The organism is Anabaena sp. CCY 0017 (assembly GCF_963920885.1).
GTDB lineage: Bacteria > Cyanobacteriota > Cyanobacteriia > Cyanobacteriales > Nostocaceae > Nodularia.
The window spans coordinates 58,212-64,211 of sequence record NZ_CAWUDG010000025.1 but is presented as its reverse complement, the minus strand read 5'-3'; the positions used below and the strand labels follow the sequence as shown (position 1 = coordinate 64,211).

The 6,000-nt window shown below is 41.8% G+C and carries 6 protein-coding genes; 3 read left to right on the top strand and 3 right to left on the bottom strand.

The features are described 5' to 3' along the window. Window positions 1–230: 230 nt before the first annotated feature. Together ACM0OW_RS21640 and ACM0OW_RS21635 are read right to left on the bottom strand one after the other, a co-directional pair. Window positions 231–1,151: a TonB-dependent receptor domain-containing protein gene (locus ACM0OW_RS21640; protein WP_414552226.1), complete on the bottom strand. Its 921-nt coding sequence runs from the start codon at window positions 1,149–1,151 to the stop codon at window positions 231–233. 244 nt (window positions 1,152–1,395) lie between these two features. After that, window positions 1,396–1,833, bottom strand: coding sequence for a peroxiredoxin (locus ACM0OW_RS21635; RefSeq protein ID WP_414552225.1), 438 nt, complete (start codon window positions 1,831–1,833; stop codon window positions 1,396–1,398). Window positions 1,834–2,022: 189 nt separating this feature from the next. Between ACM0OW_RS21635 and ACM0OW_RS21630 the strand changes: the two genes are divergently transcribed. The 3 genes from ACM0OW_RS21630 (at window position 2,023) to ACM0OW_RS21620 (ending at window position 4,383) form a co-directional block, all read left to right on the top strand. Next, a complete protein-coding gene (locus tag ACM0OW_RS21630) occupies window positions 2,023–2,427 on the top strand; it encodes an Npun_F0494 family protein (protein ID WP_414552223.1) in 405 nt (134 codons plus the stop codon). Between the two features lie 234 nt (window positions 2,428–2,661). Beyond that, entirely contained in the window at window positions 2,662–4,137 is a 1,476-nt protein-coding gene (cobQ, locus tag ACM0OW_RS21625; protein ID WP_414552221.1) for a cobyric acid synthase CobQ, read from the top strand. Between the two features lie 6 nt (window positions 4,138–4,143). Continuing rightward, complete coding sequence (locus tag ACM0OW_RS21620; RefSeq protein WP_414552219.1) at window positions 4,144–4,383, top strand: 2Fe-2S iron-sulfur cluster-binding protein; 240 nt, start codon at window positions 4,144–4,146, stop codon at window positions 4,381–4,383. A 66-nt stretch (window positions 4,384–4,449) separates the two neighbouring features. On the opposite strand, the gene ACM0OW_RS21615 is transcribed toward ACM0OW_RS21620, so the two are convergent. After that, complete coding sequence (locus tag ACM0OW_RS21615) at window positions 4,450–5,985, bottom strand: diguanylate cyclase domain-containing protein (RefSeq protein ID WP_414552217.1); 1,536 nt, start codon at window positions 5,983–5,985, stop codon at window positions 4,450–4,452. Between the last annotated feature and the right edge of the window lie 15 nt (window positions 5,986–6,000).

The following is a 6,000-nucleotide window of genomic DNA, read 5'->3' as shown; positions in this document are numbered from 1 at the left end:
AGTTTTTGCGATCGCTTGTTTTTTCTCCGACTTCACAAAATCGCGTTGCTCCCGTTGCGATGTGGGATTATTACAAGCGCTTAAGAATAAACTTAATAAGAGTGCTAAACTCAAAATAATTTTTTTTTGATACATAAGATTGATTTGTAGTTATGATCATGGTTTGTAGTTGCGCTTTAGCGCTAAAGCACAACTAAGAGCGAATTATACCTTTGTTGCCAGGTACTCTCCTAAAAGCGTACACTCAAACTGGTTGAAAAGTTAATTCCTGGCTGGGTATATAGGTCTAAGAAAGCGTTATCGTTATTCACTCCCCGCACGGTAGACCATTCTGTATATCGCTGATTAAACAAGTTGAAAATACCCAGATTTAAAGTAGTATTTTCATTAAAGTTGTAAAAACTTCGTAAATCAACAGTTGTATAGCCTTGGGGTTTAAAGAAGTTTTCATTACTGACTCTATCTTTAGCCGCTACCAAGGTAGTAGTTAATTCTGCACCCCAAATTTCTGCGGGTGAACGATAACGCAACCCCACAATGGCTTTAAAAGGATCTACTGAATCTAAGGGTTGGTCTGTTTCTAAGTTGTCGCCTACCGCATAGGCTAAGGTTCCAAATAAGCTCAAACCGTCTAAGGATTCTTTAAAGCGATATTCTCCTCTAGCTTCTAAACCGTAAATTTTTGCTCCTTGAATATTTTGGGATTGGAATTCCAAAAGTCCTCTATTATCAGGGCCAAGTCCGACGGTTTCAATAAAGTTGTCGTAGCGATTATAAAAGCCTGTGAGACTCAGACTGGCTTGGGGATAGTTGGCTCTGATACCGAGTTCATAACTATCTACTGTTTCAGGTCTTAAATCAGGGTTGGGTAAAACAGTATAACCGAAAAGGAAGTTAGAGAGAATTGTTTGATGGAGTTGATCACCTTGACGGATCAGTGCTAACCACAACTGATTGGGAGTCATAGCCACTGCACCAAATGATAGGGACATTCCTGTGACTAGGAGCAGTCCGATACAGAGAAGAAATGCGGCGAGAAATAGGCGATCGCTCAGTATCCGTAACCGCAATTCGCCGATGAAAGCTTTTGGCGATAGCGAAGCGCTGCTGCAAGCAGATCGCGCTGGAAACCACAACTTAAAAACTCCCATTTAGATGATTATTATTTGCAATAGTTTCTAGTATTTATTTGAGTATTAATAGAATATATTATCAATAAAATTATACAGGTTATCTAAAAAATAATAATTTATAATTTATACTCTATTACGATTCGTGATGCGTAAAGCCCTCTGAATTCTTTAACGCTGACGCTAAATTTTTGTAAATTTCATCTCAAAACCTCAACCCCGAACTTAATTTGGGCGGAGTTGAGGTCAATTCAAAATCTAAAAACTACAGACCAAGTGCAGCTAAAATATCACTAGCATGAGTAGTGGTATTTACACTAGCGTCAACATGAACGATTTTGCCGTTAGGGTCAATTACGTAAGTAACACGCTTGGCGTAACCACCGCCATCGACATCATAAGCTTTGATTAAACTTTGGTTGGTGTCAGCCAACAGAGGAAAATTTAGATTATATTTTTGAGTGAACGCCTGATGAGCAGCTTCATCATCCGCGCTGACTCCCAGCACTACTACATCTTTACCTGAATATTGAGCTTGGGCATCCCGGAAGCTACAAGCTTGTTTGGTGCAGCCTGGGGTGTCATCTTTGGGATAAAAATACAAAACAACTGTTTTTCCAGCGAAACTAGATAATGAAACTGTATTGCCGTTAGTATCTTTGACGGTAAATGCAGGTGCATCTGTACCAACTGCTAGAGGCATAATGAACCTTTCCTGTTTTAAATTGATAACTTTGAAATTTTACAATAATTTACAATATTTAAATAACTTACTGGAAAAAGTATTACTAGAGACTGAGAGAAGAGGCAGGGGGATAAGAGGCAGGGTGCAGGGGAGAGAAGACGGTAACTTTCCAATGACTAATGACTAATGACCAATTACTAATGACCAATGACAAATATTAATTCTCAAAATCCGAACACGTTTTTTTATACCAGCAGTACAGTAACAAGGGCGAAGCGATCGCTTGTCTGTTCTCCCTTCAATCTGGTTCTGTTTGAAGCAATGCGTCAGGAGAGTGTGGCTTTAGGTGCGATCGCTATGGAAAAAGGTATCAAGCATGGCTATACCAAACGCCCTTTATCAGAATTGGCGTGCGATAATGATTTGGGCTGGTTGATCCAAGTTGGTGTTTTGCGGCGAGAAGTTGATGGTCAAGGAATTACCGATGCTTTTCGCTTAACTCCTTTAGGACATCAATTGCTGGAACAATTCCAGGGCAAAAATTGGTCTAGTCCTTCCTGGAGCGATCGCCTATATAATGCCCTAATTTACTGGTTTAGACTACCTTTTTAATTACGAATTACTACCGCCAAAACTCCGCCAACCCACCGTAGCGTGCAGTGGTCTAATATTACTCCGACTAGCCTCCGGTCGGCTCAATGACGAATTACGTAAAGCCTGCGGCACAGCTGCGCTTAGAGCGAAGCTCCTCCGAACTACGTTCGCCTAGCGTTTCCGATAGCGCAGCGTGGCGTTAGCCATAGGAAATATTACGAATTACGAATTACGAACTACGAATTACGAATTATGAAAGCAATTATGGTAGTGGGAACAACATCCCACGCAGGGAAATCACTGATAAGCACAGCTATTTGTCGCATTTTATCGCGCCGTGGTTGGCGAGTAGCTCCCTTTAAAGGCCAAAATATGGCTTTGAATGCTTATGTTACTTCTAGCGGGGGAGAAATTGGTTATGCTCAAGCAGTACAAGCTTGGGCGGCTGGTGTTGTTCCTTGGGTAGAAATGAACCCGATTTTACTCAAACCCCAAGGAGACATGACATCCCAGGTCATTATTAAAGGTAGACCAGTAGGCAGAGTCAAAGCTTCAGATTATTACGAACAATACTTTGATATTGGTTGGCAAGCAATAGAAGAATCTCTCAAACATTTATCTACAGAATTTGATCTGCTAGTCTGTGAAGGCGCAGGTAGTCCGGCGGAGATTAACCTCAAGCACCGCGACTTAACTAATATGCGGATCGCAAAATATTTGAATGCACCAACAATATTAGTCGTTGACATTGATCGTGGTGGTGCTTTTGCCCATGTAGTCGGCACTCTGGAGTTATTAGAACCAGAAGAACGGGCTTTAATTAAAGGTGTAGTAATTAACAAATTCCGGGGACAGCGATCAATCTTAGAACCGGGGATAAAATGGTTAGAAGAACGAACTGGTATCCCCGTGGTTGGTGTCATTCCTTATTTTCAAGAAGTATTTCCCGCCGAAGACTCCCTGGATCTGCTAGAACGTAACTCATACAAATCTACTGCTGACCTCAATATCACCGTCATCCGGTTGCCGAGAATTGCCAACTTTACTGATTTTGACCCTTTGGAGTCAGAACCAAGTGTGGCAGTAAAATTCCTTGGTCTCAAGCAGGAATTAGGACATCCCGATGCCGTAATTATCCCAGGGTCAAAAACCACAATTACCGACTTGCTACTGATGCAAAAAACTGGTATGGCAGAAGCGATTAAAAATTATGCAGCCTCTGGTGGTACAGTGTTGGGTATTTGCGGTGGCTACCAAATGCTGGGGCAAATTATCGCAGATCCAGAAGGAGTAGAAGGACAAGCCGGCAGATTTCAGGGGTTAAATCTGTTACCAATTAGAACAGTCATTACCGGACAGAAAATAGCCCGTCAGCGCCAAGTTAGTTCCAATTATCCCCAGATGGGTTTACCAGTGAATGGCTTTGAAATCCACCAAGGGCGATCGCGTTTAGAAGACCAAGGAGATAAGCCAGCCTTCCAACCTTTATTTGATGATGTTAACTTGGGGTTAGTGGATAATTGTCAGTCTATTTGGGGTACATATCTCCACGGACTTTTTGACAATGGCCCTTGGCGACGTGCTTGGTTAAATCGCTTGCGTCAACAACGAGGCTTGAAATCTTTGCCCACTGGTGTTTCTAACTATCGGGAACAACGAGAACAGATTTTAGATTACCTCGCTACAGAAATTGAAACCCATTTAAACTTAGCGCCCTTTTTACCTTAATGTTTCATGAGTATTCGCGTCCGCTTTTTGCCAGATGATATTACTGTTGATGCCCAAGTGGGAGAACCTCTGTTAGATGTAGCAGAACGGGCTGGAGTGCTGATTCCCACCGGTTGTCTTATGGGTTCTTGTCACGCTTGCACAGTAGAACTGGAGAATGGAGATGTCATTCGTGCTTGTATTTCCTCAGTATCATCAGGGTGTGAGGAAATGATCATTAATTTGTATAGTGATCCGACTTGGTAATTTTTTAATATCTCGAAAGGTTCAGATCCCCGACTTCTTGAAGAAGTCGGGGATCTTTATGCTTCTTTAACAGAGAATCACAGACTGATTGCGTCCATGTTGTTTAGCATGATAGAGTGCTTGATCTGCTTGCGCGATCAAGTTGGCTGGGAATGTTTCAGAAGTGGGTATCTGACTAGTAATACCAAGGCTCACAGTCACGGTATCACTTACCTCAGAGGCTTGGTGAGGTATGGCTAATGCTTGAATAGCAGCATGAATCCGTTGAGCGATCGCGATCGCTCCTTCAACATCAGTATTAGGTAAAATAATCACAAATTCTTCCCCACCGTAGCGAGCCACCAAATCTGTTGAACGGCACACCACCTGCTGCACTGCTTGAGCAAGTTCAATCAGACAATGATCACCCATTTGATGACCATAAGAATCGTTATAGCGTTTAAAATAATCAACATCAAATAATAGTAAAGATAGCGGTTGCTGTTCTCGATATAGTCGCTGCCATTCTTGTTGTAAGCGATTGTCAAAACAGCGCCGATTGGCAATTTGCGTTAACCCATCAATGTTAACCAGTTTTTCTAAAAGACTAGTAGCAAGGGATAGGTCTTCATTGCTCTGTCTCAGTCTAGCTTCTGCCTGTTGCCGCTTCTGAAAAAGGTCTGCTTGCTGAATAGCGATAGTTAACTGTATAGCAATTTGTTTAATAAATTCAATCTCGATTTCTTGCCAATGTCGGGGAGCCGAACATTGATGAATACATAAAAAGCCCCACAAATTGTTTTCAGAACTCAGCAACGGCACAATCAGATTGGCTCTAATTTGCAATTGTGCTAAAGTTATGCGGTGGCATTCTGTAAGTCCAGCATTCTCAATATCATCTAAAGCTTGAATTCTACCTTGCTGATAGTATTTGACATACTTTTCATCAAAGCAATGATCGTGAATTCTTACCCTTAAGTTAGAATTAAATCCCTGAAGTACAGATTCAGAGACAAATTCACCATCTTTATAGTCACCTGCGACACAGAATTGAAAAATGCCTACTCTATCAGCGTGAATTAATTCACGGATCTTCTGAGCCGCATTCTCAAAAATGTTAGCTAAATCCAGGGCTTGATTTATCCGTTGGGTAATGTCTCGAAGTAATATAGCTTGTTCATATTGTTGTCGCAGAGCAATTTCGGCTTGCTTTTGAGCGCGGATAGCCGCCTCTGCTACTTTCTTGGCCTGAAGCAGTTCATCTTCATATTGGATACGTTGGTGGATAGGGATAAATATACAGTGATTGATAAAACTTCCGGCATTTTCCCGACGCACAGCGTTAACAAGAATAGGTATATTATTTCCCTGTTTTGATCTCAAAGAGAAGTATATTTCTTCCGCTTTACCATGTAGTTTCAGGATCGGGAAAAAATGAGTTTGATAAAAAATGCGGCTAGCAATTGGGAGAATTGACTCTATTTTCTGTCCCCGCAGTCCATCTGCTTCATATCCGAGTAATTCCAGCAGCGTGGTATTCACCATAACGATAGTACCATCGTCAATAAACGACAGGAAGCCACAGGGCGCAGTGTTGAGTAGGTCGTTTATTTGGTCAGTCACTGGAGTAGGTCAATC

Excerpts from the sequence above, each read along its gene's own strand:
- cobQ (WP_414552221.1), top strand. The coding sequence starts at position 2,662 with ATGAAAGCAATTATGGTAGTGGGAACAACATCCCACGCAGGGAAATCA.
- ACM0OW_RS21620 (WP_414552219.1), top strand. The coding sequence starts at position 4,144 with ATGAGTATTCGCGTCCGCTTTTTGCCAGATGATATTACTGTTGATGCC.
- ACM0OW_RS21640 (WP_414552226.1), bottom strand. The coding sequence starts at position 1,151 with ATGGGAGTTTTTAAGTTGTGGTTTCCAGCGCGATCTGCTTGCAGCAGC.
- ACM0OW_RS21635 (WP_414552225.1), bottom strand. The coding sequence starts at position 1,833 with ATGCCTCTAGCAGTTGGTACAGATGCACCTGCATTTACCGTCAAAGAT.
- ACM0OW_RS21630 (WP_414552223.1), top strand. The coding sequence starts at position 2,023 with ATGACAAATATTAATTCTCAAAATCCGAACACGTTTTTTTATACCAGC.